This is a genomic window from Acidaminococcus sp. (assembly GCA_022482815.1).
GTDB lineage: Bacteria > Bacillota > Negativicutes > Acidaminococcales > Acidaminococcaceae > Acidaminococcus.
Map to the genome: position 1 here is coordinate 1,585,925 of JAKVOM010000001.1, position 26,239 is coordinate 1,612,163.

General features: G+C 49.2%; 25 protein-coding genes and 1 pseudogene. 21 read left to right on the forward strand and 5 right to left on the reverse strand.

The genetic code is table 11. The features are described from left to right. The first annotated feature begins 136 nt into the window (after positions 1-136). Positions 137-802 carry a ComF family protein gene (locus LKE33_06980; protein ID MCH3950660.1) on the forward strand — a complete coding sequence of 222 codons (666 nt, stop codon included), beginning with the start codon at positions 137-139 and terminating at the stop codon, positions 800-802. A 96-nt stretch (positions 803-898) separates the two neighbouring features. On the opposite strand, the gene LKE33_06985 is transcribed toward LKE33_06980, so the two are convergent. Beyond that, on the reverse strand, positions 899-1,366 hold the full coding sequence (locus LKE33_06985) for a hypothetical protein (protein MCH3950661.1): 468 nt from the start codon (positions 1,364-1,366) through the stop codon (positions 899-901). 163 nt (positions 1,367-1,529) lie between these two features. On the opposite strand from LKE33_06985, the gene LKE33_06990 reads away from it, so the two are divergent. From LKE33_06990 to LKE33_07020, 7 genes and pseudogenes are all read left to right on the forward strand, one after another. Beyond that, positions 1,530-2,528: a permease gene (locus LKE33_06990; GenBank protein MCH3950662.1), complete on the forward strand. Its 999-nt coding sequence runs from the start codon at positions 1,530-1,532 to the stop codon at positions 2,526-2,528. 9 nt (positions 2,529-2,537) lie between these two features. Further along, positions 2,538-2,768, forward strand: a pseudogene (locus LKE33_06995) (metalloregulator ArsR/SmtB family transcription factor). 88 nt (positions 2,769-2,856) lie between these two features. After that, on the forward strand, positions 2,857-3,279 hold the full coding sequence (locus tag LKE33_07000; protein MCH3950663.1) for an arsenate reductase ArsC: 423 nt from the start codon (positions 2,857-2,859) through the stop codon (positions 3,277-3,279). After that, complete coding sequence (locus LKE33_07005) at positions 3,276-3,506, forward strand: thioredoxin family protein (GenBank protein ID MCH3950664.1); 231 nt, start codon at positions 3,276-3,278, stop codon at positions 3,504-3,506. The genes LKE33_07000 and LKE33_07005 overlap by 4 nt, the downstream gene beginning before the upstream one ends. Before the next feature lie 402 nt (positions 3,507-3,908). Next, on the forward strand, positions 3,909-5,237 hold the full coding sequence (locus tag LKE33_07010; GenBank protein MCH3950665.1) for a circularly permuted type 2 ATP-grasp protein: 1,329 nt from the start codon (positions 3,909-3,911) through the stop codon (positions 5,235-5,237). After that, on the forward strand, positions 5,219-5,890 hold the full coding sequence (locus LKE33_07015; GenBank protein ID MCH3950666.1) for an alpha-E domain-containing protein: 672 nt from the start codon (positions 5,219-5,221) through the stop codon (positions 5,888-5,890). Before LKE33_07010 ends, LKE33_07015 begins: the two co-directional genes overlap by 19 nt. Then, entirely contained in the window at positions 5,887-6,675 is a 789-nt protein-coding gene (locus tag LKE33_07020) for a transglutaminase family protein (protein ID MCH3950667.1), read from the forward strand. Before LKE33_07015 ends, LKE33_07020 begins: the two co-directional genes overlap by 4 nt. An 81-nt stretch (positions 6,676-6,756) precedes the next feature. Here LKE33_07020 and LKE33_07025 read toward each other — a convergent pair whose 3' ends face one another. The 4 genes from LKE33_07025 to LKE33_07040 form a co-directional block, all read right to left on the reverse strand. After that, positions 6,757-7,971: a betaine/proline/choline family ABC transporter ATP-binding protein gene (locus tag LKE33_07025; protein MCH3950668.1), complete on the reverse strand. Its 1,215-nt coding sequence runs from the start codon at positions 7,969-7,971 to the stop codon at positions 6,757-6,759. 2 nt (positions 7,972-7,973) lie between these two features. Beyond that, positions 7,974-8,825 carry an ABC transporter permease subunit gene (locus LKE33_07030; protein ID MCH3950669.1) on the reverse strand — a complete coding sequence of 284 codons (852 nt, stop codon included), beginning with the start codon at positions 8,823-8,825 and terminating at the stop codon, positions 7,974-7,976. A 23-nt stretch (positions 8,826-8,848) separates the two neighbouring features. Next, positions 8,849-9,832, reverse strand: a complete 984-nt coding sequence (locus LKE33_07035; GenBank protein ID MCH3950670.1) for an ABC transporter substrate-binding protein — start codon at positions 9,830-9,832, stop codon at positions 8,849-8,851. Between the two features lie 254 nt (positions 9,833-10,086). Next, positions 10,087-10,725 carry an HD domain-containing protein gene (locus tag LKE33_07040; GenBank protein ID MCH3950671.1) on the reverse strand — a complete coding sequence of 213 codons (639 nt, stop codon included), beginning with the start codon at positions 10,723-10,725 and terminating at the stop codon, positions 10,087-10,089. 589 nt (positions 10,726-11,314) lie between these two features. Between LKE33_07040 and LKE33_07045 the strand changes: the two genes are divergently transcribed. The 13 genes from LKE33_07045 (at position 11,315) to LKE33_07105 (ending at position 26,239) form a co-directional block, all read left to right on the forward strand. Then, positions 11,315-12,124, forward strand: a complete 810-nt coding sequence (locus LKE33_07045; protein MCH3950672.1) for a basic amino acid ABC transporter substrate-binding protein — start codon at positions 11,315-11,317, stop codon at positions 12,122-12,124. Positions 12,125-12,302: 178 nt separating this feature from the next. Further along, complete coding sequence (locus tag LKE33_07050; GenBank protein ID MCH3950673.1) at positions 12,303-13,085, forward strand: basic amino acid ABC transporter substrate-binding protein; 783 nt, start codon at positions 12,303-12,305, stop codon at positions 13,083-13,085. A 37-nt stretch (positions 13,086-13,122) separates the two neighbouring features. Then, positions 13,123-13,779, forward strand: a complete 657-nt coding sequence (locus LKE33_07055) for an amino acid ABC transporter permease (GenBank protein MCH3950674.1) — start codon at positions 13,123-13,125, stop codon at positions 13,777-13,779. A gap of 1 nt (position 13,780) precedes the next feature. Continuing rightward, positions 13,781-14,500, forward strand: a complete 720-nt coding sequence (locus tag LKE33_07060; GenBank protein MCH3950675.1) for an amino acid ABC transporter ATP-binding protein — start codon at positions 13,781-13,783, stop codon at positions 14,498-14,500. Between the two features lie 256 nt (positions 14,501-14,756). Then, positions 14,757-15,299, forward strand: coding sequence for a ribosome-associated translation inhibitor RaiA (gene raiA / locus LKE33_07065; GenBank protein ID MCH3950676.1), 543 nt, complete (start codon positions 14,757-14,759; stop codon positions 15,297-15,299). Between the two features lie 133 nt (positions 15,300-15,432). Beyond that, complete coding sequence (secA, locus tag LKE33_07070) at positions 15,433-17,958, forward strand: preprotein translocase subunit SecA (GenBank protein MCH3950677.1); 2,526 nt, start codon at positions 15,433-15,435, stop codon at positions 17,956-17,958. Between the two features lie 85 nt (positions 17,959-18,043). Continuing rightward, a complete protein-coding gene (gene prfB / locus LKE33_07075) occupies positions 18,044-19,147 on the forward strand; it encodes a peptide chain release factor 2 (protein ID MCH3950678.1) in 1,104 nt (367 codons plus the stop codon). Positions 19,148-19,166: 19 nt separating this feature from the next. Continuing rightward, complete coding sequence (locus LKE33_07080) at positions 19,167-21,266, forward strand: DUF5693 family protein (GenBank protein MCH3950679.1); 2,100 nt, start codon at positions 19,167-19,169, stop codon at positions 21,264-21,266. Next, positions 21,253-22,347: a polysaccharide pyruvyl transferase CsaB gene (gene csaB / locus LKE33_07085; protein ID MCH3950680.1), complete on the forward strand. Its 1,095-nt coding sequence runs from the start codon at positions 21,253-21,255 to the stop codon at positions 22,345-22,347. Before LKE33_07080 ends, csaB begins: the two co-directional genes overlap by 14 nt. A 24-nt stretch (positions 22,348-22,371) precedes the next feature. Beyond that, a complete protein-coding gene (gene ftsE, locus LKE33_07090; GenBank protein MCH3950681.1) occupies positions 22,372-23,049 on the forward strand; it encodes a cell division ATP-binding protein FtsE in 678 nt (225 codons plus the stop codon). Further along, positions 23,039-23,926: a permease-like cell division protein FtsX gene (gene ftsX / locus LKE33_07095; protein ID MCH3950682.1), complete on the forward strand. Its 888-nt coding sequence runs from the start codon at positions 23,039-23,041 to the stop codon at positions 23,924-23,926. Before ftsE ends, ftsX begins: the two co-directional genes overlap by 11 nt. Positions 23,927-23,938: 12 nt before the next feature. Continuing rightward, entirely contained in the window at positions 23,939-25,072 is a 1,134-nt protein-coding gene (locus tag LKE33_07100; protein MCH3950683.1) for a peptidoglycan DD-metalloendopeptidase family protein, read from the forward strand. Between the two features lie 15 nt (positions 25,073-25,087). Beyond that, a complete protein-coding gene (locus tag LKE33_07105; GenBank protein MCH3950684.1) occupies positions 25,088-26,239 on the forward strand; it encodes a S41 family peptidase in 1,152 nt (383 codons plus the stop codon).

A 26,239-nucleotide genomic window follows, 5' to 3' on the forward strand; every position in this document is an offset into this window, starting at 1 on the left:
CCTGCAGCTATCTGCAAGCTGCTAACTGCTATCTGTCTATTAAATTTTAACTAACAATCTGCGCGCACGATTGTACTAACCACTCTAAGTCACTAATCACTATCCACCAACTTTACCACCCCGGATCGGAGTTTATATGCTGCAAGAAATCAAAGAACTGCTGCTTGATTTGTTATATCCTTGCACTTGCCCCGGCTGTGGAACGCCCGTTCCCGGCCGGGAACTTTTGTGTGAGGATTGTTTTCGATTTGTCTATGCACCTCATATTTTGGTGCCTGAACTTTCCTGGCGTTTTACCGCTTTCAAGGTATTTCGCTACGAAGGAGGCATCAAAACGGCTTTGCATGGCGCTAAATTTTCCGGGAGGGAAGAGTACCTGCCGCGCCTTGCTATGGCTTTGAAAAAAGGCATGGAACCGCTAAAGGATTTACCCTGGAGAGAAGAAAATGTGCTGCCGGCTGTCATACCAATCCCGACAGATCCAAAGCGCAGGAAAGCGCGCGGCTATGACATACCGGAAGAAATTTTTCGCCCCTGGACCGTGGCAAACGGTATGAACTTTATGCCGGTACTTGAACGTACCCGTCCTACGACGCCGCAATACGGTCTTACCCGTAAAGAGCGGGAAGAGAATCTGAAAGACTGTTTTGCCGTGAAGAAGGGCGCCGCACTTCCGCGGGCCGTCATCCTTGTAGATGACATCCTGACGACGGGAAGCACTCTCGAAAGTGCGGCCCGGACCTTAAGAAGGGCCGGCGTGAAGCGCATCTATGCACTGGTGCTTGCCAGTGGTCATGACTAAAAAAGCCATGGTGGGAACATAAAATTCCCATCATGACTCTTTTTTTATTTTTATTAAAAGATATGACCTAACGAGAACATTGAGATGGTGAAGGAATTATTTTATCTTCTCTATTTCTATCTCATCAATCTTGCCATTTTCGATTTCAAATTTCATACCAATATCGGGTGTACCCGTAACGGTATAGATGAATTTATCCCCACGAGTCATATCGGGAACTCCATAGGTTTTTTGCACGACAGAAGCATCCATCCCTACGTGCACCCCTTCTGGTGTCTGCCAGCCATTATTAGCCGAAACTTCTACTCGGTACACCTTTCCATCCGCTACATGAATGGATACGGAATCGCCGTATTCATATTCATATGCCACTCCCGAAGAAATAGATGAAGTATGTTTCCGCTCTACCTCTGATGGTGAACCGTATAACTGCTGTACGTATGAACTATCCGTACCATACCCGATACCACCTAGCTTCGCCGAATCCTGATGCACAGATGCAAATGCGACAGAAGCAATCAGCGTTAACAGAGTTGTCAGAACAATCATTGTCCATTTTTTCATTCTGATTCACACTCCTTTTTTGACTTGTATATCATAATTTTACTTTACGCAGCTTGTAAGGTTAAGTTTAACATGTAATATAAAAAAGTCCATTAAGATTCTTTCCAGTAGCATGAATAAACTCTTTTAGATAGGTATCGATATGATAAAAGGAGGTGCGGATATGTGGCACTTTATCCAAAATCAAGTCTTTGGGATGCAGTGGCTCAATGCGCTTTTTGCTGCACTGCTTGGGCGGCTGAGTGTAGACGTAACGAGCCGATTAGGCGGCAACCTCTTATTTTTCCTGTATGACGTCAGTAAGATTACGATTTTACTGTGCGTGCTGATTTTTAGCATTTCCTTTATTCAGAGCTTCTTTCCTCCCGAACGGAGCAAGAAAATACTGGGGCACTTTCATGGCATCGGAGCCAATATGATGGGGGCCCTCTTGGGAACGGTGACACCCTTTTGTTCCTGTTCTTCTATTCCTTTGTTTATGGGATTTACCAGTGCCGGCCTTCCTTTGGGCGTAACCTTTTCCTTTTTGATTTCTTCGCCCATGGTTGACTTAGGAAGCCTTGTGCTGCTGATGGGCATCTTCGGTGCAAAGATTGCAGTGGCTTATGTGCTGATGGGGCTTGTCATTGCCGTCATCGGAGACACGCTGATCGAACATCTCCATATGGAAGATGAGGTGGCGGATTTTATTCGTAACGCCGCGGCGGGTCCGGATATTGATTCACCGGAAATGACCGTAGAGGACCGGTTGGACTTTGCCAGGGAACAGATGGTGATGACCTTTCGGAAAGTCTTTCCTTATATCCTGATTGGTGTAGGTATCGGGGCCTTGATCCACAACTGGATACCGGAAGCTATGGTGGAAAAAGTTCTGGGGAGTCAAAATCCGGCCGGTGTGGTTCTCGCCGTACTTGTAGGCGTACCGATGTATGCGGATATCTTTGGTACGATTCCGATTGCGGAAGCATTGCTCGGAAAAGGGGCTCTCCTGGGGCCTGTCCTCAGCTTCATGATGGCAGTTACGACGCTGAGCCTTCCGTCCCTGATTCTCTTGCGTCAGGCCGTCAAGCCGCGGCTTTTGGGCACTTTTGTTTTGATTTGTACGATCGGCATTATCATCGTGGGATATGCTTTCAATATGCTTCAGTCTTTCCTGATGTGAGGTGATTTCGTGAACGCTATCGACGTTTCTTTGATTTGCAGAGCTTTAGGCGACTCCAATCGGCTGCAGATTGTACAGCTGCTGACGGGCGGGGAAATGTGTGCCTGTAAGCTTCTTGAACATTTTCAGATTACGCAGCCGACCTTGTCGCACCATATGAAAATTCTAACAGAGTGCGGCCTCGTGAAGAGCCGGAAGGAATGGAAAAATACGTATTATTCCCTGAACTGCGACACCATGACTGCCTTTAGGGATTTTATCGCGACACTGAAATGTGGTTCACCGGGGTGCCGGTGCGGTGGGGCGTCCGGTGCAGAAGCGTGCACGGATGAAACATAACAAACCCGCAGTCATTTTTGTTTGTACCCATAACGCCTGTCGCAGTCAGATTGCCGAAGCAATGGGGAAACGTCTGGCCGGAGATGTTTTTGACAGCTATTCGGCAGGAACCCACATCAAGGCAGCGGTTAATCCGGATGCGGTGCGTTTGATGCGTGAAACGTATGGCATCGACATGATTGCAGGCGGACAAAGGCCGAAGCTGCTTTCAGAATGCCCCAAGGCAGACTGGGTGATTACGATGGGCTGCGGGGTAAGGTGTCCCGCTGTTCCGGGTGCTCATCATGAAGATTGGGAACTGGAAGACCCTACCGGAAAAAGCGACGCTGATTTTCTTGCTGTCATGGAGCAAATAGAAAAGCATATCAATGTTTTGAAAGAAAAAATCGCAAAGGAGGAACTCGAATCATGAATATCAAAGTAATGGGAGGCGGCTGCAGCCGTTGTGAGGCACTTTTAAGCGCAGCGAAGGAAGCTGTAAAGAATCTGGGAATCGATGCGGAAGTCGAATACATTACGGATTTTGCGCAGATTGCCAAATATGGCATTATGAGTACCCCAGCCCTTGTAGTAGACGGAAAGGTTGTGTCTTCCGGCCGCGTTCTCAAGGCAAAACAAATCGAAGCGTATTTGAAATAAGTGGAAAGGGTGGTTTTCTATCAGCGCAGAAAAGCCCGAAGAGAGCTGTGAAATCATGATTTCTCGCAGCTCTTTTTTTTATGAGTCTGATTAATAGTAGACAATAGTCTTTATATAAAGTACGAACAATATATAGTAAAATAAAATAAATATTAAGAATAAACGATTTACTTTGATTATATGCTGTAAAAAAGAAGCATCGAAAAATAAAATGAAAAGAATAAAACAAACATAAAATATAAATAAGATTACAATATCAAAGTAAATATACAATAAAATATAAAATAGTGTTGAATTTAATAAAACTTTATACTAAAATAAAAACCATAAATAAGCTGAAATGCATTTCAATCGCTTGTTTCCGTATTTATTGTTCATATTTTTTACAGAGGGGCTGTTAATATGGGCGTTCCGGTCGAATTGGATTTGCTGAAGCATGCAGATCAGGTAAACCAGCTGCTCGCAAGGTATGGCGTGAAATTCAGTATTTATAAAAACAATGAATTCAAGGAGCAGCTTTTCCCTTTCGATCCGATTCCAAGGATAATTTCTGCGGAAGAATTTGTTTACCTGGAGCGTGGACTGAAGCAGCGCGCCAAAGCATTGAATGAATTTCTTAAAGATGTGTATGGGGAGAAAAAGATTGTCAGGGACAAGGTAATTCCGGAGGAGTTTCTATTTATTTCGAAAGGCTATATGGCTGAGTGTGAAGGGGTTGTGCCTCCCCGGGGCATCTACAATCATATTTCCGGCATCGATCTGGTAAAAGGAAAGGACGGAACCTGGTATATCCTGGAAGACAATCTGCGTGTACCGAGCGGTGCTTCCTATCCATTGATTGCCCGGGAAATCTGCCGTATCTGCTGTCCTGAAGCGTTCCATAAGGTGCGTATCGATGATAACCGCAATTATGCCGAACTCTTGAAAAAGACCATGGACTATGTGAGCTGCGGCGGCATGTCAGTTGTTCTTACGCCCGGACGCTACAACGTGGCCTATTTTGAGCATTCGTATCTGGCCGAAAAGATGGATGCCAACCTGGTTACGGGCGAAGACCTTGTGGTGGAAAATAATATTGTCTATTACAAAAACTACGACGGCCGCAAGGATCGCGTAGGGGCAATCTACCGCCGTATTTCCGACGAATACCTGGATCCTATGAATTTCTGCTCGGAATCTCTGATCGGTGTTCCGCATTTGTATGATGCTTTCCGGGCCGGCAATGTGGCGGTGCTGAATGCTGTCGGCAATGGCGTGGCTGACGATAAAGGTATTTATTATTTTGTGCCCAGAATGATCAAGTATTATCTGGGTGAAGAGCCGATCCTGAATAATGCACCGACGTATCTTCCGTTCTACGAGAAGGACAGAAAATACTGCATGGATCATTTTGATGAACTTGTCTGGAAAGATGTCGCCGAAGCCGGCGGCTACGGGGTTGTCTTTGCCAGCAAGATGACGGCAGAGCAGAAGGCGGACTTCAAGCGTCTTTTGAAGGAAAATCCGCGCCGGTTTATTGCCCAGAATGTTATCGATTTCCAGGATCTCGATATTATGGATGGAGAAAAACGGGTTCCCCGCAAAGCGGATCTGCGTGCCTTTGTGCTGATGGCCGATGAGCCGATGGTATGGCACAGCGGTTTGACGCGGTTTACGACGAATCCTGATTCGTTTATTGTTAATTCGTCTCAAGGAGGAGGCTTCAAGGACACATGGGTATTATCACAGTGAATCAGTCCGACTGCCTGTTATGGCTCGGACGTTACTTGGAAAGAGTCTATACGACAGTGCGGATGTATGCAAAGGAATATGACCATATGATCGACGAGATGCAGGACAGCTATGAAGAGTACTGCAGGCGTATGGAAATTCCGAACATCTATAAAGATAAAGCCGATTTTATCAAACGCTATCCCTTTGATCCGTCTAATCCGGATTCAATCCGCAGCAACTTGACAAGAGCATATGATAATGCTATTCTGCTGCGCGGGCAGCTGAGCAGTCAGTGTCAGGCTTACATTCAACTGGCCATGTATGATATCGATAAAGCGGAGCAAAGCGATTCTCCCTTTATTCCCATTCGTGATTTGATGGATCATGTGCTGGCCTTTTGGGGCATTGTGGACGATGTCGTCGATGCGGAGGAGGTGCGCAGTATTTTAAAAACAGGCAAACGCATCGAACGCATCGATATGTATGCCCGAATCCATTATGAACCCAAGGAAGTATCGCATGAAATCCGGCGCCTGGCCGGGCGTATCCCCAAAACGGGACTCAAGTACGATACGGCAAAAATTGACCGCCTGATGGAGCTCGGACGGGCAGATGAACTTGATTATGATGCAATTTTACATCTCGTAGACGAAATAGGGGCCTCTTTATGAGCCGTTTGAAATTTGACTATACGATGAAAATCTCATATTCGGTACCGGTGGAGGGAAATACGTTCACTCTGCGTACCATTCCGCAAAGCAGTGCTGTGCAGCGTGTCACTACACTGACAACGGAGCTGATTCCGGGAACCTGCCAGTGGGAAGGAGCGGACGCGTTCGGCAATCGTCTCCTGTGCGGACGGGATGCCGTCAGGATGAGTCAATTCTATTTCCATGAAACGGGAACTGTCATTACGGGACTGGCGGACAGTGAACCGTCCGAACCGTTCGGGCAGTTGCTGAAATACAAGTATGGAGGCACTCTCGTTACACCGGGTCCGGGAGCGGCAAGCCTCTTTTCTGCGTTCCGGGGAAACAGGATGCAGGATACGCTGTCTTATGCTACGGAACTCATGCATTTTCTCTATAGTCAATTTTCTTATGTCAAAGGGGTTACGAACGTCAGGACAACAGCTGAAGAAGCTATTGCGCAGCGTTCCGGCGTTTGTCAGGATTATGCCCATGCCATGATTGCGCTGTGCCGCGTAGCCGGTATTACGGCGCGGTATGTATCCGGCTTTTTGATTGGTGAAGGGGAAAGCCATGCCTGGGTAGAGGTGCTGCATGAACACCGCTGGTATGGCCTTGATCCTACGAACAATATCCCTGCGGGTCCCAGACATATCCGCGTGGCCGTAGGCCGGGATGCCTCGGACTGTGCCATGAACCGCGGAATTATTTATGCGGACCGGACGGCGGCGCAGCAAATCAACGTTAAAATTCGTGTGTGGGAATAAAATAAATATAGGGCTGTGAAAAAGGAAACTTCGTTTTGAGTTCCTATTTTCACAGCCCTTTTTTCAGTTGTGAATCTTTTCTTATGACGGAGCGGCATGAGACAAAGACGAGAGTACCGAGGCCTTTGTGACGATACCCCGAAACACCTTATTGGAGTCGACGACGGCAAGGGGAAACTGGGTCCTTGCTGCTAAAGGGACAATTTTTGCTATGGGTGTTTCCAAATCGGTAATTTGGGGAATGTCCCGGATAATGACTTCATCGAAGTTCTTTTTCCCATCTCTCACGGACAGGGCCCCATCCAGCGTAATGATGCCGTCGAAATGCATGTTTTCGCTGACGACGTAAGCACTGGAGACGCCTCCTGTTTTCATACTTTTAAGGGCTACATGGGCTCCTTCCGTATTCTTGACTACAGCGGCCGGGACGGTCATGATGTTCCGTACGGTCAGGACTTTTGTCGTATCGACGCTGTCAATGAAGCGGCGGACGTAATCATTTTTGGGGTGGGCCAGCATATTTTCCGGGGTATCGAGTTGAACCATCCGGCCGTCGCGCAGGATGCCCACACGGTCTCCGAGTTTAAAGGCTTCGTTGATATCGTGGGTAATGAAGATAATGGTCTTTCCCGTCTGTTCTTTGATGCGAAGAAGTTCAAACTGTAAATCATTCTTTACTAGGGGATCGAGAGCCGAAAAAGCCTCGTCCATCAGAAGAATGTCGCAGGGGGTTGCGAGAGCTCTCGCAATGCCGACCCGCTGACGCATTCCTCCGGAAAGACTCTTCAGGGAATCGTGTTCATGACCTTCGAGTCCCACCATTTGAATCATTTCCATAGCCTTTTCTTCCCGTTCTTTCTTGGGCACGCCTTGGATTTCCAGACCATATGCGACGTTGCTGAGCACGTCGCGGTGGGCCAGAAGGCCGCCGTTTTGGAAGACCATAGAGATTTTTGTGCGCCTCAATTGTCGCAGCTGGGCCTCGTCATATTGGGTAATGTCTTCGCCTTCGATGAGAACGGAACCACGGCTCGGGCGATGCAGCCGGTTGAGGCAGCGGATCAGGGTTGATTTACCGCTTCCCGACAAACCGATCAGAACGAAAAGTTCTCCTCTTTTGACGGTAAAGGATACATCGATGACGGCCGCTGTCATGCCGGTTGCTTCCCACACATCGCGGCGCGTTGCCCCGAGTTCAAGCAGTTTATAGGTTGTTTTCCTGCTGCCCCGGAGTTCGTGGGGCGCAAAGATCTTGTAAAGATTTCGGACTTCCAAAATCGGAGTGGATTCTTTCATTTCTATTCCTCCTTTCGCACGAGGCTCTGCGTCAGCCGGTCCAGCAGGATGGCAATGATGACGATACTAAGTCCTGCCGAGAGACCGCGGCCTGCTTCCATGCGGTTGATCGCAATGAGGACTTCCATGCCGAGACCATTGGCACCGATCATGGAGCTTGTGACGACCATGGCAACTGCCATCATCATCGTTTGGTTGATTCCGGTCATGATGGTAGGGAGGGCCTGGGGAAGCTGAACTGTCCACAGAACTTGCCAGCGCGACGCTCCGAAGGAGTGCGAAGCTTCTACCACTTCGGGATCGACTTGCCGGATGCCGTGGCTGGTCAGTCTGATGACCGGTACAATAGCATAGACTACGGTTGCAAGGACTGCCGGAACTTTACCGGGCCCCAGGAGCATGACGGCAGGGATCATATACACAAAAGTGGGCATCGTCTGCATCGCATCAAGGAAAGGTGTCAGTATGGATTCGGCACCTTTCAAAGAGGCAAGGAGAATGCCGATCGGAATCCCCATGAGGAGGGAAAAAAGTACAGCCGAAAGAACGATGGCGAGGGTTTCGCACATCATATCCCAGTAACCCAAAAGTCCCACGAAAAAAAGCAGGAATCCAAAGAGTGCTCCTTTTCCGTAACTCTTCCATAGGCGGCTGCCGCCAAGGACTACAAGAAGAATCAAGATCCACCAGGGGACTCCTTGAAGAATATCCTGAAGTCCTCCGATAAAAGAACCCAGCATACGCTTCATTGACACAAACAAAATACCGTAATGAATGTTGATATAGCGAACAAGTGCATCGATGGGTCCGGCAATATCAACGCGGAGTGTTGGGAATTGGGTAAGCCATATCATGGGGAAATCTCCTTTCTCTCATGTCATAATGCGTGGTTGAGTTTTTCGGCCTCTTCCGGAGAAAGCCAGGTCTTGACGAGTTCTCCGTGATTTTTCAGAAACCATTGAGCCGTTTCCTTGTAGGAGGCTTTATGATCAGCCATATAGGCCAGGGCTTCTGCTGTTAGAGCACTGGATGAATGGTATCGTTTGAGGAATGCCGCAAATTCCGGTTCACGTGAAGGAAAACGGGGATTAGCAGCGATGACGACCTTGACGGAAGGAGCTGCCGTAAGCCCTTGTTCAAAGAGCTCTTTTTCGTAAGGCTCATCCTCCAGGAGGATCAGGTCAAGTTTTCCCGAGAGCCAGGTCGGTTCCCATTGATAGCCTACGATAGGAAGCCCTTTTTCGTAGGCCGTGAGGAAGGCTGTGTTAAGCGTCGCTTCACTGCCGGGACGAAAATAGACATAGTTCTTGTCCAGACCGTAGGCCTTATATTTTTTGTAGAGGATTTCATCGATACTCCAGCCCGGGATTGCCCCGTAGATTCTTCCTCGTTCCGGATTCTCCTCGTCTTTGAAGAGAGCGGCATATCTCGCGAGGTCCTTGACCGTTTTCAGGTCCGGTGCCATGGGGGCAATACCACGTTTGGGGTCTCCTTCTATGACGTAGCGCGGGACGTAAAATCCCTGACGGTTGTCATTGTAGTTTACGGATAGGTCTATGATTCCTCCTGCAGCCTTATCCGCTTCGTAAGTCGGCACGTTATCCGTCCATAGTTCCATATGGACATCAACATCTCCTCTTAACAGAGCTGCCTGCATGATAGGGGTTGATCCATAAAGGGTCTCCGTCTTGAGACCATAGACTTTTTCGGCAATGAGCTGGGCAACAGCGTTATGGAATCGGACACTGTCCCAACCGGGGTCGGCAAAGATGACGGTTCGTTCGGAAGTGGCCCCGCATCCTGCCATGAGTACTGTGAAGCCTGCAGCAAAGAGTGCTATCATCAGCTTACGGAATTTCATGGGTCTCCTCCTTTCTCGTAAGGGGGGGGTAGAATGTCGACAAATTTATTTTACGTATTACTAAATAGTGCGTCAATTAATTTACAATTTTTTCATAAAATTGTAAATTTTTATGTAACATCGAAAATTGATGAAAAATTTTGATTCTTGGCTTCAACGCGTTGAGTTTCAAAAGTAAAATGTGGGCAGGGAGAAAAAAAGAGGCTGTGAAAAAATAAAAAACGCATTTGTTCTTTTGTCTTTGTAAGATTGCATCAAGCCCGAATACTATGGGAAACTTTGCTTTGACGCGTACTTTTTTCCTGAACTACGGCGGCAAAGAAGGCTCTTACGACTTCCGGATCGAAGAGGATGCCGGCGTTATCTTTGATGCTCTGCACGGACTGAGCGCCAAGACGCTGCCAGTTCCGGATGCAGGGTTTGCATTTGCGGTCATAATAGTTGCAGACGGCGATGATGCGGGAACCGATAGGAATATTTACGCCTTTCAGGCGCTTCGGGTATCCCGTCCCATCCCAGTTCTCGTGGTGATGCAGGATAATCTTGGCCACGTGATCGAGATCCGAGATATTTTCCAGCATACTGGCACCCATCTGGCAGTGCCGCCGATAAGCCGCTTTTTCACGTACGTTGAAATACGGATATTTAATCAGTGTAGCGTTAGGAACGCTCAGCTGACCGATATCATGAAGCAGGGCAGCCATTTTGACCTGCGCAATTTCGTTGACGGACAGCCCCATCTTTACTGCCGTACACACTGCGTAATTGGCTACTTGCTGACTATGCAGAAACAAGTCCTTATTCTTTTTTTCCAGCAGCTTCAAAAAGAAGCTGACAATCTCTTTCGTATCCGGATCCATAGGGAAATCCAGAAATTGAGGAATTGTAAGCATTTGTCCCCGACCTTTGCTTTCTGTTTGGTTACGTACCCTAGTATACTATAAAATTTCTTACTTGAAAATAGTCCCGAACCGGGGGGAATTTAAACAATGTATAACTTTTGTCCTTTTTTTGGCACAGAAAAGGGCGTCATTCAGGGACTTTTGACGTTTTTGTATAAAAAAATTAAAAATATTTATTCTTAAAAATGAATATAAATTCATATAAATGCAGTTGCATGATTGTTCCCCATGTTACAAAAAACATGTGTATACAAGAATTGATGCAGAAAGTTAAAATTTTTGTTGACAATGTTAAAAAGTTTGCTAATATAAATAAATATACAACTCAGGTCTGTGGTTGCAAGTCGATGCCAGTTGCGGGCAAAGCGATCCACGTAAGCAGTGTAAATACGCTGTGAGCACGGCGCAGCTTAGAAGTAAGTCCTGCCGCCCAAAATTGAGCGAGAGAAGCAGTAGTGGGGAGCCGGAGATGCTTAGGAGCGAAACTTCCAGCAGGCGAGTGTGGGGGCGAAAACCAGGTCAGCTGGGTTGTATCTTCCTATTTTTTTATATTTTATATATGTTGAGGGGTGTGACAAAAATGCTGAAGTGGAGAAAGACAGCAGGTATGATTGGGGCTTTTCTGATTGCTGCCAGTGTAGTTATGACCGGCTGCGGCGGTAAGGAGACGGCCAAGCAGGATGGAGCCGCGAAAAAAGCGCCTGCCAAAGAAGAATTGATTGTAGGCACGGAACCATCTTTTGCTCCTTTTGAATTTCCTGACGGGAAAGAGGGCAAAATTATCGGTTTTGATATTGATTTGATCAATGCGATAGGCAAGAAGATGGGGTACAAGACTATTACGGTCAAGAGCATGGGTTTTGATGCCCTGATTCCTGCCATTAACTCGGGCAACATTGATGTAGCTATTGCCGGCATGACGATTACCGATGCAAGAAAGAAACAAGTTCTTTTTTCCGACCCTTATTATGAATCCGGCCTGATGACTATCGTTCGGAAGGAAAATGATACGATTCACTCCATGGCGGACCTGAAAGGTAAGAGAATCGGTGTTCAGCTCGGGACCACGGGTGCCCTGGAAGCTGAAAAGATTGAAGGCGCCAAAGTGACCAACTTCGATACGTCGGACCTGGCCTGCATCGAGCTGAAAAATGGCAACGTAGATGCTGTCATCAGTGATCTGCCTGTGCTGCAGTATTTCCTGAAACAAAAGGGCTCTTCCTATGCGAAAGCCGTCGGTGAACCGAAAAAAGGCGAAATGTATGGTATTGCCGCCGCTAAAGATAAACAGGACCTGATTGACGGTATCAACAAGTCCCTGAAAGAGCTCAAAGACAGCGGAGAATATCAGAAAATCTACGACAAGTGGTTTGCTGAAGACAAGAAATAAAAATGAAATGGCGCAGTGGGCAGAGCTTTATCCGCTGCGCTTTTGTTATTGGAGGGAATAAGGGTTGTCAGCGGCACGCTGCCGCGAAAAAACAATTTGCCTTCTCCTATTGTATAAAAATACAGAACGCTATATAATATTTCCATTCTAAGATATTTTCGGTTGGGAGGAAGAAATGATGAAAAAGATGTCCTTAGTTATGTGTCTATTTGCAGCACTTGTGATGGCTGTATCCGGCTGCGGTGGTTCTCAGCAGTCCAGCAGCTCCAGCAGCGGAAAATCTGAAGCCAAGGTACTGAAAGTCGGGACGGAACCGACGTTTGCTCCTTTTGAATTCCAGAAGAAGGATTCTTCGGAGTTTGATGGGTTTGATATGGATCTTGTTCGTGCCATCGGCAAGCAGATGGGCAGAAAAGTAGAAATTCAGAACATGGGCTTTGATGCTTTGATTCCTGCGCTGAAATCCGGCAATATTGATGTGGCTATGTCCGGCATGAGCATTACGGATGAACGGAAAAAGGCTGTCGACATGTCCGATCCGTACTACACTTCCGGTCTTACCATCGTGGTGAGACAAGACGATAATTCCATCAAGAGCCTGAATGACCTTAAAGGCAAGACCATTGCCGTCCAGATCGGTACCACCGGTGCCGCTAAAGCCGGCAAAGTACCGAATGCGGTAGTCAAGACTTTTGATACGAACTCTGCTGTATTCCTTGAACTGAACAACAAGAACGCAGACGCTGTTATTATTGACGCTCCGGTTGCTGCTTATTACCTGAACTCCGAAGGCAAGGGCAAGGCTAAGATGGTCGGCGAAAAGATGGAAGCCGAAGATTACGGTGCCGCTTTTGCCAAGGGCAGCAAGCTGACAGCTGAATTCAACAAGGCTCTGGCTGAATTGAAGAAGAATGGTGAATATGACAAGATTTATGCAAAGTGGTTCGGCGCTAAGAAATAATGCAGCCTCTTTGTACTGAAAGTAAGGAATAGATGATATGGATTTTCAGATTATTAAAGAATCCCTGCCTCTATTGATCGCCGGGGCAGGCATTACCATTGAGATTACGGCTCTCAGTGTGGGCTTTGGTATGGCTATCGGCGTTATCGTATCGCTGATTCGTCTGTGCCGCGTAAAAGCGCTGAGGCTGCTCGGGGATGTGTACGTACATTTCTTAAGAGGTACGCCGCTTCTGGTTCAGATTTTCCTCGTGTACTTCGCACTTCCTGCACTCATCCATCATAAGGTGGATGCGTTCTTTGCAGCAATCTTTGCCTGCTCCATCAACAGTGGTGCTTATGTAGCCGAAATTTTCCGCGGCGGCATCGAATCCATTGATAAGGGGCAGATGGAAGCCGGCCGCAGCCTTGGTATGTCCTGGTGGCAGACGATGCGCTACATCATTCTGCCGCAGGCCTTTAAGCGGATTATCCCGCCTCTGGGCAACGAATTCATTGCCATGCTGAAGGATTCTTCCCTGGTATCTGTCATCGGTTTTGAAGAATTGACTCGCCGCGGGCAGCTCATCATCGCCCGTACGTACGCGTCCTTCGAAATCTGGCTGACCGTCGCCCTGATTTACCTTGTAATGACCTTTGCGGTTTCCCGCCTCGTGGCCATGATGGAAAGGCGGTATAAAAAGAATGAACAATGAAATGATTAAAATTACAGGGCTGAAGAAAAGCTACGGCAGCAACGAAGTCCTGAAGGGGATTGATGTAAGTATTGCCGAAGAAGAAGTGGTCGTTGTTATCGGTCCTTCCGGCGGCGGGAAGAGTACGTTCCTGCGCTGCATCAATTATCTGGAAGTCCCGACTGCGGGCTCCATTGTCTTTGACGGGATTCCTCTGAACGGGCAGAGCAACATCAACGAAGTCCGTAAGGAAATCGGCATGGTGTTCCAGCGCTTCAACCTGTTCCCGCACATGACGGTCATGGAGAACCTGATCCTGGCACCGATGAAGGTGCGCGGCATCAAAAAAGAGGAAGCTGTGGCAAAGGCAGAGGACTACTTGAAGAAAGTGGGTCTTTTGAATAAAGCCGATGCCTATCCGGATTCTTTGAGCGGCGGACAGCAGCAGCGTGTGGCGATTGCGCGGGCCCTCTGCATGAGCCCGAAGGCTATGCTTTTTGATGAGCCGACATCTGCCCTTGATCCTGAAATGATTAAGGAAGTGCTCGACGTTATGAAGGACCTGGCCGACGGCGGCATGACCATGGTGGTCGTTACCCACGAAATGGGATTTGCAAGAGAAGTGGGCGACCGTGTGCTGTTCCTTGATCAGGGAAAGATTCTGGAGCAGGCAAAGCCGGACGATTTCTTTACGCATCCTCAGCATGAACGCGCCAAGGAATTCCTTTCCAAGATTTTATAATTTGGCCTGAAAAGGTGGAGCCGTGAAAAAAGGACAGTTTTTCGCGGCTCTTTCTTTATCTGGGATTATTTTACTGATGTTTACCTGCGTCAGGAGCATGTCGGGAGCGTCTGCACGCGGGTTTCAGCCGTTATCCCGGGGCGTTTAAACAATTTTATAAACTTTTTTCATAAAAAAGAAGGAAATCGCAAACTTATGGAGAATTGAATAGATAACAACAAACAGGAATCGTCCTGTTGGTGAGGAGGTCGTTATTATGGCAGTAAAAGTTCGCGGAAAAAATATTGAAGTTACCCCCGCATTAAAAGACTATGTAGAAAAGAGAATTGTTGCCATCACAAAGCAGTTCAAGACCGTTGGTGAAATTACGGCTGTGATGCGCGTAGAACACAATAAACACATTGTCGAAATCACCGTTCCGGCAAAGGGCATCGTCCTGCGTGCTCAGGAAGCAACGGATAATATGTACGCTTCCATCGATAACTGCGTAGAAAAGATTGAAAGGCAGGTTCATAAATATAAAACTCGTTTGATGAAGAGAAAATACAACAACTTCCAGGAAAATGTCCCGGAACCGCCTGAAGTGGCTGATGAAGCCGTGGCAGATGCCGGCGATTTCAAGGTTGTCAGAAACAAGACGTATGTCATGAGACCGATGAACGTCCAGGAAGCCATTATGCAGATGAACATGCTGAACCACGATTTCTTCATCTTCTTCAACGATGAAACCGAAAAAATGGCTGTGGTTTACCGTCGTAATGACGGGGATTATGGCCTCATCAATCCGGAACTTGCATAAGTTCATCAAATTGTCACCGAGAGTCAGGGCTTTTGGCCCTGGCTCTTTTTGACTTTCATATACCTATTTGTTAAAATAAATGGATAAGTTTATAGGGACTTTTATGCGCTTTTATAAGGAGTGATTTTTGTTGCTGGAAAAGCTGATGAAAATGGTTTTCGGGGATCCGAACGCCAAGGAGCTGAAGATCTGCCGGGAATATGTTGATAAAATAAATGCCCTGGAGCCTGATATGCAGGCCCTGAGCGATGTCCGTCTGCGGGGAAAGACGGATGAATTCAGACTGCGTCTGTCTAAGGGGGAAACCCTGGATGACCTGCTGCCGGAAGCTTTTGCAGTTGTCCGGGAAGCAGCCAAGAGAGTTCTCGGACTCCGTCATTTTGATGTACAGCTCATCGGCGGCTGCATTCTGCACCGCGGAAATATCGCCGAAATGGCTACCGGCGAAGGCAAAACCCTCGTGGCAACGCTGCCGGCTTATTTGAACGCTTTGGAAGGTAAGGGCGTTCACGTCGTTACGGTCAACGATTATCTGGCTAAACGTGACAGTGAGGAAATGGGCCGTGTGTACCGCTTCCTAGGCCTGAGCGTCGGCCTGATTACCCATGAAATGGATTTTCCGGCTCGTAAGGCTGCTTACGCTGCGGATATCACCTATGGTACGAACAACGAATTCGGTTTTGACTACCTGCGTGATAACATGGTAGTTTCCATGGATCAGATGGTACAGCGTCCGCTGCACTACGCCATCGTCGACGAAGTGGACTCCATCCTCATCGATGAAGCTCGTACGCCGCTTATTATTTCCGGCCCGGGCGAAAAATCCACGAATCTGTATAATGTATTGGCCGATGTCGTTTCCCACTTCAAGGAAGGGGAAGATTACACGGTTGATGAAAAGCAGAAAACGGTTGCCCCGACAGAAAAAGGTATTGCCAAGGCAGAAAAACTGCTGGGCGTCAAGAATATGTACGATGGGGATGCCGGCATCGACTACTCCCATCAGCTCATGGCAGCCCTGAAGGCCAAGGCCCTCATGATCCGTGACCGTGATTACGTCGTCAAGGACGGCGAAGTCATCATCGTCGATGAATTTACCGGCCGTCTGATGTTCGGCCGCCGTTATTCCGAAGGCCTGCATCAGGCTATCGAAGCGAAGGAACACGTGAAGGTAGAGCGCGAAAGCCAGACGCTCGCTACGATTACCTTCCAAAATTACTTCCGTATGTATGATAAGCTCGCCGGTATGACCGGTACGGCAAAGACGGAAGAACAGGAATTCCAGAAGATTTACAACCTCAGTGTCTACGTGGTACCGACGAACAAGCCGAATATCCGTAAAGACCTTCCGGATGTCATCTATAAGACGAAGCGCGCCAAGTACCGCGCGGTCGTAAAAGAAATCGAAAAACTGCATGCCCAGGGCCGTCCTGTCCTCGTCGGCACGACGTCCATTTCCCAGTCCGAAGAACTTTCGGATATGCTGAAGAAAAAGGGCATTGCTCATAACGTACTGAACGCAAAGCACCATGAACAGGAAGCTGCCATCGTTGCAGACGCCGGTCAGATGGGCGCCGTAACGATTGCTACCAACATGGCCGGCCGTGGTACGGATATTGTACTGGGCGAAGGCGTAGCCGCACTCGGCGGTCTCCATATCATCGGTACTGAACGGCATGAATCCCGCCGTATTGATAACCAGCTGCGCGGCCGCTGCGCTCGTCAGGGCGACCCCGGCTCCACTCAGTTCTACCTGTCCCTGGAAGATGATCTGATGCGTCTGTTCGGATCCGACAACATCTCCGGCATGATGGATAAGTTGGGCATGGATGAGGACGAACCGATCGAGCATAAGCTCGTAACACGCTCCATTGAATCAGCTCAGAAGAAAGTGGAAGCGCGCAACTTTGATATTCGTAAACAGGTACTGGAATATGACGATGTCATGAACCAGCAGAGAGAAGTTATTTACGATCAGAGACGCAAGATTCTGGAACGGGCTGACCTCAAGAGCACGGTGCTCGATATGGCAAGCCACATCGTCGACCGTTCTCTCGATATGTATGCACCTAAGGAAGCGTACAGCGAAGACTGGGATATCAAGTCCCTGATCAAATACGCAGAGGAATTCTATGCGCCGCAGGGCCTGCTTAAGGAAGATAAGCTGGCTGAAATGAGCCGTGACGAACTGGAAAAATACATGCATAAAGTGGCAGAAGATGCCTATAATGCACGTGAAGAAAAGAACGGTTCCGAAATCATGCGGGAATTAGAAAACCTCGTTATGCTGAAGGTCGTGGACAGCCACTGGATGGAACACCTCGACGCTATGGATGCCCTGCGTGAAGGTATCGGCCTCCGTGCGTACGGCCAGAGAGATCCGCTGGTAGAATACAAGTTTGAAGCCTACGACATGTTCGAAGCGATGAAAGAAGCCATCGTGGATGACGTCGTCAAATACATGTACCGCGTCAATGTAGTGACGCAGCCGGTTGTGGAAGACCATCTTTCCAATGCCTCCGTCAATAACCCGAACGTCGATGGTTCGGATGAACGCGTACGCGAACCGGTCAAGTCAAAACCGACTGTAGGGCGCAATGATCCGTGCCCGTGCGGAAGCGGTAAAAAGTATAAGAACTGCTGTGGTAAAAACAGCTGATAACCCTATGAAGCTGGAACCTTTTCCAGCTTCTTTTAGGCTGCGATGATTTTGAGAGGATTTTGTAAAAAGGAGTTTGAGTACGGTGTTACTTGAAGAATTACGCCCGCAAATCAATGAATTGAAATCTCATTTGGGAGAATTAAAAGAAGGACTGGGCATTGCCAGGAAGGAAGAACGCATCCAGAATCTGGACTATCAGATGGCAGCCCCCGGTTTCTGGGATGACCCCGATAAAGCTCAGAAAGTAGCTCAGGAGACGAATAACCTGAAGGCAGAAGTAGATACTTTCCACAAACTGAGCCAGAAATTGGACGATATGGAAACGCTGTGGGAAATGGCCATGGAAGATGGTGATGACAGCGTCCATGAAGAAATTGAAAAAGAATTGGAAGAATGCCGCCAGAAGCTGGCCGATCTGGAACTGGGCATGCTGCTGTGTGACGAATATGATGCCAATAATGCCATCATGAACCTGCATGCCGGTGCCGGCGGCACCGAGGCCCAGGACTGGACGAGTATGCTTATGCGCATGTTCACGCGGTATGCGGAACGTAAAGGTTTTCAAGTGGAAATGCTTGATGTGCTTCCCGGTGAAGAAGCAGGCATCAAGAGCGCAACCCTTTCCATTACGGGCCACAATGCTTATGGCTATCTGAAGAGTGAGAAGGGAGTACATCGTCTGGTGCGGATTTCTCCTTTTGACGCCAATGCCAGAAGACATACTTCTTTTTCCGCAGTGGATGTTATGCCTGAAATTGATAACACCGTACACGTTGACATCAATATGGACGATGTCCGCGTCGACTATTACCGCGCCAGCGGTGCCGGCGGGCAGCACGTCAACAAGACAAGTTCGGCTGTCCGTATGACCCATATTCCGACGGGCATTGTGGTGCAGTGCCAGAATGAACGTTCCCAGCTGCAAAATAAGGAAAAATGCCTGCAGCTGCTCCGTGCAAAATTGTATCAGTATGAAAAGGCAATTCAGGACAAGAAAATCAGTGATATTGCCGGCGATTACCAGTCGATTGAATGGGGCAGCCAGATTCGCTCCTACGTGTTCCAGCCGTACACTATGGTCAAGGATCACCGGACGGGAGCAGAAACGGGCAATGTACAGGCCGTGATGGACGGTGATCTGGACTTGTTCGTTGAAAGCTACCTCAGGAGTTTAAAACACAACTGAGTTAAAGAAGGGCACTTAGATGAAAACTTATAAGAAAATATTCTGCCTTTGCGTCGCCTTGGGGCTGATCTGCTCTCTGATTCTGAACTACCAGAGAATGCAGGTTGAGGACGCCAATAAGCAGATTGAAACGGTCATGGAATCAGAAGCCATGTACCGGATTGCTCAGGAAGACGGCGTCCCTGTGCAGGATGTCTACAAAGCTTTTCGTGATATCGGTGTGACGACCATGTCCGTTTCTGATGAGTCCCTGCTGCAGATGTCTGCCCGCGGCCGTATCGTGATGTATACGGGTGAGCAGCTGCTGCACCAATATCGGGCTTCCGGTCTGACGGCAGCCTGGCAGGCAGTAGTGAACAGCCCCGATTTCACCGTCAATGCCCTGTACTTGACAGATGGCCGCAGCCCCCGTGCTTTGGATGAAACGGTAGAAGCCCTGAAGATGCGTTTTGGCAGCAAGCGGCTGCGTCAGATAAGCACCCAGCCGCGGATTTACTGCATAGACGCTGTTACCGAAACGAATAACAACCCATTTTCCACGGATATGCTTGCTATGCAGCAGCTTCCTCTGACCATCCTGACGGAGCGTATTGAGGAAGTCAAAAACGCCGGTTTCTATGTATGCGTACGTCCGGTGGACTATGTGGAACGCCCTTACGAAGGGTCACCTTCTGCTGAAGAGGCCATTCGTGCGTTCTTTACTCATCTCGACAAGAGCGGAGCTGAGATTTCTCTGCTCATTCCGTCCGGCAAGACCATGCTCGGGTATCCCGATGTGGAACCGGTTGTAGCGGAAGAAATGCGTAAGCGCAACATCACGCTCGGCATGGTGGAAAATGATATTCAGCTGCAGTTTGTTAAAATGAAAGGCCTGACCGACATGGCGCCGCTTATGGACTACCAGGTAGCCCGTACGTACGTCATTACCGTGGATGAGCAGCGCAAGATGTCTATCTACGATGCTTTCCGCCGCTGGCCGCTTTCCGATTCGGAACGCAATATCCGGGTACATCTCATCCGGACGTTCCTTACTCCGCGGGAAGGGAAGACTCTGCTGCAGACAAACCTGGACTATGTCAAGAGAATCAACGATTTCGTGGCATCCAAAGGCTACACGAGCGGCCGTGCGGATATTTATAAAGTCTACTGGCCGTCCCGGCTCTACTATGTGCCGATGGCTTTCTCCCTGGCTGCTGCCTGGTGCCTCTATATTCTGCAGCTCGGCGTGTTGAAGGAAAAGTACTATGGCCGTGCCGTGGCCGTTCTGGGAATTTTGATTGCTGCTTCCCTCTGCCTGTTGAAGGGTCATTCGCTTGTCTTCCGTCAGGCAGCGGCACTTGGGGCTGCTGTTATCTTCCCGGTGCTCGCCATGCAGCAGATGATCCGGGTCTGGGAAAACGGAAAACAAGGCGGCTCGCTGCCCGGGCTTTTAGGCCGTACGGTAGTGTACTTGTTCCTTGCTATGCTGTTTTCGCTGATTGGCGCTTCCTACCTCGGAGCCGTCCTGAGCGATATTCGTTTCCTGCTTGAACTCGATATCTACCGCGGCGTCAAGCTGACCTTCATGCTCCCGGCACTGCTTGTGCTGCTGCACTATGTAGTGCACCACGGACTCTGGCATCCGGGTGAAGGCCCGATGGTGGTCGTGCGGCGTATCCGGAAATTCATGAATCATCCTCTGACTTTCAATGTGCTCGCCATCCTCGCTGTGGCTGCCGTTGTGCTTTGGATCTTTATCGGGCGCAGCGGTCATACGGCGGGCGTGCCGGTGCCGGCCATTGAAACAAAGATGCGCTATTTCCTTGAAGAAGCCATGTATGCAAGACCGCGTGAGAAAGAATTCCTTATCGGTCATCCGGCTTTCTTCCTGGCTGCGTGGGCCTATTGGCGCAAGCTGCCAAACTGGTTCTGCGGACTTTTCGTGGTGGCTGCCACGATTGGTCAGGGCTCGCTGGTGCAGACCTTTGCCCACATGAGAACTCCGATTTTTATGTCCTATGTCCGTGCCCTTGACGGGTATGCACTGGGTATTGTGGGCGGCATTATTGCTGTCCTTATCTTCGAAGCCATTTATCGTTTTACCTTAAAGCATATTCCCGGGAGGCGTGACATTGAATAAGATCCTGATTTCCGGGTACTATGGATTTTCCAATGCCGGTGACGAGGCGATGCTGACGGCGATTCTGACTTCTCTTCGCAAGGCGGATCCGGATGTAGAGCTGACCGTGATTTCCGGCCACCCTCATGTGACCGAAAGAATCCATCAGGTTCGTGCCATCCATCGTTTCGATTTCATCAAGATCCTGCGGGAAATGAAAAAGACCGACATGCTGCTTTCGGGCGGCGGCAGTCTGCTGCAGAACGTGACAAGTTACGTCAGCCTTTTCTACTATCTGAGTATTATCGGTCTGGCTGCCCTGATGCATCGGAAAATCATGCTGTTTGCTCAGGGCATCGGGCCCATCCGGGGTGCTTTTTCCCGGTTTTTGACCCATCAGATATGCCGTCATGCCGATCTCATTACGGTGCGTGACGATGGTTCTCTGGAGGATCTCTGTGCGATGGGATTTGCCAGAGAGGAAGTCCACGTGACTTCAGATGCTGTATTTTCCCTTCCTCCCGGAAGGAAGGAAGCGGGACAGCTTGAACTTGAAGCCATCGGCATGAATCGCAGCCGTCCGGTCATCGGATTTGCGCTGCGTCACTGGAAGGGTGAAGACCGGTTTATCAAAGAGTTTGCCGCCGCGGCCGACGCGCTGAAAAAGGCTTTCGGTTGTCAGATTCTTTTCATTCCGCTGCAGTTTCCGGCTGATCAGGAACTATCGAAAGCCGTTAAGCATGAAATGCAGAACGCGGATGATGTCTACATCCTTGACCGCAAACTTTCTACGCAGTCTTATCAGGATCTCATCAGCAGCCTTAGTATGCTGATCGGGATGCGTCTTCATGCGCTCGTTTTTGCAGCATTGAATGACGTGCCTTTTATGGCTGTTTCTTATGACCCCAAAGTGGATCGCTTTGTCAGCGGTATGAAGGGTCATGTTGTCAATACGATTGACCGCGTCACGGCCGGCGAAATTGTTTCACTGGCGCAGACGCTCAGCCACAGCGACGGCAGGCAGGAAAAGGAACAGATTGCTGCCCTGCGGCAGGAGGCGCGGGCCAATATTGACCGTGCTATCGCGTTATTACACAAGTAAGTGGAGGTGTTTCCTTTGCTGGTCATGAATCATGCCTGTAAATCTTATCCCGGCGGGGCTACGGCCCTCCAGGATGTATGCGTGCATATCAAGCCGGGGGAATTTGTGTTCCTCGTAGGCCCGAGCGGTGCCGGCAAATCGACATTTATCAAGGCCATATCCCGGGAAATCGAACTGACGAGCGGCCAGGTCCTGGTCGACGGAGTCGATGTCATGAAACTTCGTTCCAGCGAGATTCCTTATCTGCGGCGTCAGCTGGGCATTGTATTCCAGGATTACCGGCTGCTCAATGACCGCACGGTATTTGAAAATGTGGCTTTTGCCATGCAGGTCATTGAAACACCTTCCCGTAAAATCAAGGAACGCGTTCATGAAGTACTGGATCTCGTCGGGCTGGACGACCGTGCGGATGACTATCCCGGGGAAATGAGCGGCGGCGAGCAGCAGCGCGTTGCCATTGCAAGAGCGATTGTCAATGATCCGCTGCTTGTGATTGCCGACGAACCAACGGGCAACCTGGACCCGGAGACCAGTATGGAAATCATGAATATCTTTACGGAAATCAATCGCCGCGGGACGACCATTATCATGGCCACCCATGACAAGACGATGGTTGACTACATGCAGAAACGTGTCATTGCCATAGAGGACGGCCGCGTTGTCCGGGACGAGATCAAGGGAGTTTACGGGTATGAGATTTAGTACAAAGTGGTATTACTTAAAAGAAACTTTTAAATCCATCAAACGCAATTCCCTGATGAGTATTGCTTCCATCTCGACGGTCGCGCTTTCTATCCTCGTGCTGGGACTCTTCCTTGTCATGGTGCTGAACGTCAATAACATTGCCCGGTATCTGGAAAACCAGGTACAGGTAACGGTATATATGGAAGATTCGGCGAATGCGGCACAGCGCAGGCAGGTGGAGCAAAAGCTGAAACTGACACAGGGTGTTATGGAAGTCAAGGCTGTAACCAAGGAGCAGGCACTCAAGAAATTCAAGGAGCGTCTGCGAGAACAGCAGAAACTGCTTGATGCCCTGGGTGAGGAAAACCCGTTCCCTTATTCCTTTGAGGTAAAGGTCGATAAGCCGGAAAGGATTCAGCAGATTGTACCTGAAATCGAAAATATGCCCGGTGTAGAAACGGCAAAATTCGGTCAGGAAGTGGTGAAACACATATTCCAGTTGACACGAATTTTGCGCCTGGGCGGCATTTTACTTATTGTGATGCTGGCCATTGCCACGCTCTTTATCATCTCCAATACCATTCGGATTACCGTCTTTGCACGGCGCAGGGAAGTCAGTATCATGAAATTTGTCGGCGCAACGAACTGGTTTATCCGCTGGCCGTTCCTTCTGGAAGGGATGATTATGGGATTTATCGGGGCACTCATTGCGTCGGCAGCCCTTTATGAGATTTATGAGACCGTACAGGCTAAGATTTATGCCACACTGGCATTTTTCCCGCTCCTGCCGCTCTGGCCTTTCATGGGGTATCTCTGTGCATGCCTGGTTCTCGTCGGTACGTTTATCGGCGCCGCAGGCAGTGCTATTTCGCTGCGGAAATTCCTGGATGTATAAGGAGGCGCTTGGATGAAGAAAGAAGCAGCTGTGCTTTGTGCACTCCTCCTGATGGTAAATTTTGCCTCGCCGGTGACCTGGGCTGAAACCATCGAAGATAAAAAAGCGGAACTCGAAGAAGTACAGCGCCAGATGGACAGTAAGGATGCCGAACGGGAATCCAACCAGCGCCGTATCAATAATGCCGTGGAAGCATTGATGGAAGCCCGCAGACAGCTAGCCGAGGCCCAGCGTGAGCTGGCGGTTGTCGAAGCGCAGCAGGAAGTATTGGAAGCAAAGATTCGCGGCAACGAACGGGCACTTTCCATTAAACAGAAAGAATTTGATAATACGCGCGAAATCTACAAAAAGAGACTGCGCGATATTTATGAAAATGGTCAGGTCAATTATCTGGACGTGCTGCTGGGGTCTGTGGATTTCAGCGATTTTGCCTCCCGTATGTATCTGCTGCAGCGAATCATTCGTCAGGATACACGCCTCATTGATACGCTGACAAAGCAAAAAGAAGAACTGCAGGCAAGACAGGCTGAACTCGAAGAAAATAAGAGACAGCTCGATGCGAACCACGAGCAGGTCGTGGCAAAGCAGGAACTTGTAGCGCAAAAACAGCAGGAACAGCAGGCACTGTATGAACAGGCGATGGCTGATAAGGCGCGCCTGGATGCCGAATATGAAGAGCTGCAGGAAAACAGCCGTCAGATTACGGCCATGATCAAACAGATGGAAGAAGCAGGCCGCATGGCCGCGCATGGTCACGGCACGGGTCAATTCAGCTGGCCGGTTTACGGCGAGATTACGTCTCCTTTTGGCTGGCGTATCCATCCAATCTGGCATTCGTCTATTTTCCATGCCGGCATTGATATTGGTGCCGACTATGGTGACCCCGTATCTGCCGCAGATTCCGGTACGGTCATTTATGCCGGCTGGATGGGCGGTTACGGCTACGCTGTCATGATCGATCACGGCGGCGGGCTGGTTACACTTTACGGACATAATTCGTCGCTTACGGTAGGCGTAGGCGAAAATGTCGCGAAGGGGCAGACTATTGCCCTGGCCGGCAGTACGGGCAACTCGACGGGTCCGCACTGTCATTTTGAGGTGCGTGTCCACGGTGAAGTGGTCCAGCCTCTGGATTATTTACCATAAAAAGAAGGGGTGTCTATGGGCAAAAAAAGATTTGGCATAGGCGCGCTCATCCTGACCTTCGTCCTTTCTTTCGCCGCCTTTGGCGCGGCAGCTTACTTTTTGCTCACCCGCTGGGTGAGTTCTCCTGTCGGCTTTGTTCAGCTCGGCCGGACGCTGCACTTGATTCAGTCTTATTATGTGGATGAAAGTAATTCGGATGATCTTTACGCCGGTGCTATCCGCGGTATGGTCAAGGAATTGAATGACCCATATTCGGAGTACCTGGACAGCAAAGACTTTGAAGCGCTGTCCAATATGACGGAAGGTCATTTTGGCGGGGTAGGGCTCGTCATGGGTATGAAAGATCAGCAATTTATCGTTGTATCCCCGATTGAAGATACCCCGGCGTACCGTGCCGGAATCAAAGCAGGTGATATCATTACCCGCGTCGATGATACGGATCTTGCCGGGATGACGCTGACCGATGTTGTAAAACTGCTGCGTGGGGCCGACGGTACGACCGTTCGCGTGACCTATAAACGCGGCGATGATGAGAAGGAAACGACAATTACGCGTTCCGAGATCAAGATTCGGAGCGTCTACGGAAAGATGGAGGACGACCACATTGGTTATATCCGCATCACCAACTTTAACGCGGATACGGCAAAGGACTTTGAAAGCGAGCTGAAGAAACTGGAAGACCAGGGAATGCAGGCGCTTGTCCTCGACCTTAGGGATAATCCCGGCGGACTCCTCGAAAGCGGAGTCGATGTGGCACGTCACCTTGTGCCGAAAGGCCCGATTGTTTCGCTGAAGGACCGTAACGGTCATACCGAAGTGGAGACCTCGGACCTTGAAGCGGTCAAGTATCCGCTTGCCGTGCTGGTGAACCACGGGACGGCGAGCGCTTCCGAAATTGTGTCCGGAGCCATCCAGGATACGAAAGCCGGCCGCTTGTTCGGAACGAAGACGTTTGGTAAAGGAGTAGTCCAGAATGTCTTTATGCTTTCTCCGAATACGGCTGTAAAGCTGACGATAGCGAAGTATTACACACCGAGCGGACGCAGTATCCATAAGGTGGGTATTGAGCCGGATGAAGTCGTGGAAGCAAAGGACGAACAGGGAAAGAACCAGCTGGAGGCGGCCGAAGCATATCTGCGGGAACAGCTCAAGGCTGGCAAGGAATAA

Excerpts from the sequence above, each read along its gene's own strand:
- LKE33_06980 (MCH3950660.1), top strand. The coding sequence starts at position 137 with ATGCTGCAAGAAATCAAAGAACTGCTGCTTGATTTGTTATATCCTTGC.
- LKE33_06985 (MCH3950661.1), bottom strand. The coding sequence starts at position 1,366 with ATGAAAAAATGGACAATGATTGTTCTGACAACTCTGTTAACGCTGATT.
- LKE33_06990 (MCH3950662.1), top strand. The coding sequence starts at position 1,530 with ATGTGGCACTTTATCCAAAATCAAGTCTTTGGGATGCAGTGGCTCAAT.
- LKE33_07000 (MCH3950663.1), top strand. The coding sequence starts at position 2,857 with ATGAAACATAACAAACCCGCAGTCATTTTTGTTTGTACCCATAACGCC.
- LKE33_07005 (MCH3950664.1), top strand. The coding sequence starts at position 3,276 with ATGAATATCAAAGTAATGGGAGGCGGCTGCAGCCGTTGTGAGGCACTT.
- LKE33_07010 (MCH3950665.1), top strand. The coding sequence starts at position 3,909 with ATGGGCGTTCCGGTCGAATTGGATTTGCTGAAGCATGCAGATCAGGTA.
- LKE33_07015 (MCH3950666.1), top strand. The coding sequence starts at position 5,219 with ATGGGTATTATCACAGTGAATCAGTCCGACTGCCTGTTATGGCTCGGA.
- LKE33_07020 (MCH3950667.1), top strand. The coding sequence starts at position 5,887 with ATGAGCCGTTTGAAATTTGACTATACGATGAAAATCTCATATTCGGTA.
- LKE33_07025 (MCH3950668.1), bottom strand. The coding sequence starts at position 7,971 with ATGAAAGAATCCACTCCGATTTTGGAAGTCCGAAATCTTTACAAGATC.
- LKE33_07030 (MCH3950669.1), bottom strand. The coding sequence starts at position 8,825 with ATGATATGGCTTACCCAATTCCCAACACTCCGCGTTGATATTGCCGGA.
- LKE33_07035 (MCH3950670.1), bottom strand. The coding sequence starts at position 9,832 with ATGAAATTCCGTAAGCTGATGATAGCACTCTTTGCTGCAGGCTTCACA.
- LKE33_07040 (MCH3950671.1), bottom strand. The coding sequence starts at position 10,725 with ATGCTTACAATTCCTCAATTTCTGGATTTCCCTATGGATCCGGATACG.
- LKE33_07045 (MCH3950672.1), top strand. The coding sequence starts at position 11,315 with ATGCTGAAGTGGAGAAAGACAGCAGGTATGATTGGGGCTTTTCTGATT.
- LKE33_07050 (MCH3950673.1), top strand. The coding sequence starts at position 12,303 with ATGAAAAAGATGTCCTTAGTTATGTGTCTATTTGCAGCACTTGTGATG.
- LKE33_07055 (MCH3950674.1), top strand. The coding sequence starts at position 13,123 with ATGGATTTTCAGATTATTAAAGAATCCCTGCCTCTATTGATCGCCGGG.
- LKE33_07060 (MCH3950675.1), top strand. The coding sequence starts at position 13,781 with ATGATTAAAATTACAGGGCTGAAGAAAAGCTACGGCAGCAACGAAGTC.
- raiA (MCH3950676.1), top strand. The coding sequence starts at position 14,757 with ATGGCAGTAAAAGTTCGCGGAAAAAATATTGAAGTTACCCCCGCATTA.
- LKE33_07080 (MCH3950679.1), top strand. The coding sequence starts at position 19,167 with ATGAAAACTTATAAGAAAATATTCTGCCTTTGCGTCGCCTTGGGGCTG.
- ftsE (MCH3950681.1), top strand. The coding sequence starts at position 22,372 with ATGAATCATGCCTGTAAATCTTATCCCGGCGGGGCTACGGCCCTCCAG.
- ftsX (MCH3950682.1), top strand. The coding sequence starts at position 23,039 with ATGAGATTTAGTACAAAGTGGTATTACTTAAAAGAAACTTTTAAATCC.
- LKE33_07100 (MCH3950683.1), top strand. The coding sequence starts at position 23,939 with ATGAAGAAAGAAGCAGCTGTGCTTTGTGCACTCCTCCTGATGGTAAAT.
- LKE33_07105 (MCH3950684.1), top strand. The coding sequence starts at position 25,088 with ATGGGCAAAAAAAGATTTGGCATAGGCGCGCTCATCCTGACCTTCGTC.